Origin of the sequence: Pantoea sp. Ft-CA_14, assembly GCF_024520875.1 — a bacterium.
In the GTDB taxonomy this organism is placed as follows: Bacteria; Pseudomonadota; Gammaproteobacteria; order Enterobacterales; family Enterobacteriaceae; genus Pantoea; species Pantoea agglomerans.
The window spans coordinates 1-221 of sequence record NZ_JALNPM010000067.1 but is presented as its reverse complement, the minus strand read 5'-3'; the positions used below and the strand labels follow the sequence as shown (position 1 = coordinate 221).

Below are 221 nucleotides of genomic sequence, written 5' to 3'. Positions count from 1 at the left end.
GTGGAAGCCACCGACGAGGCGGGCAACAGCAACAGCGTTGTGATCGACGGCCCGGCAGACAGCACGCCGCCGGATAACCAGACCTCGGGCCTGGTCATCGACAGCATCACCCTGACGGACGACGTCGGTGCGATCACCGGCGAAATTGCCAGCGGCTCGGTCACCGACGACGCGCGGCCGACCCTTTCCGGCGACGCAACCGCCGACATCGATCACGTCAA

1 protein-coding gene is annotated in these 221 nt (G+C 66.5%); it reads left to right on the top strand.

Features of this window, described 5'->3' with window-relative positions:
• The coding region (locus NR195_RS22880) for a hypothetical protein (protein ID WP_256844947.1) at positions 1 to 221 on the top strand (221 nt) is incomplete at both ends.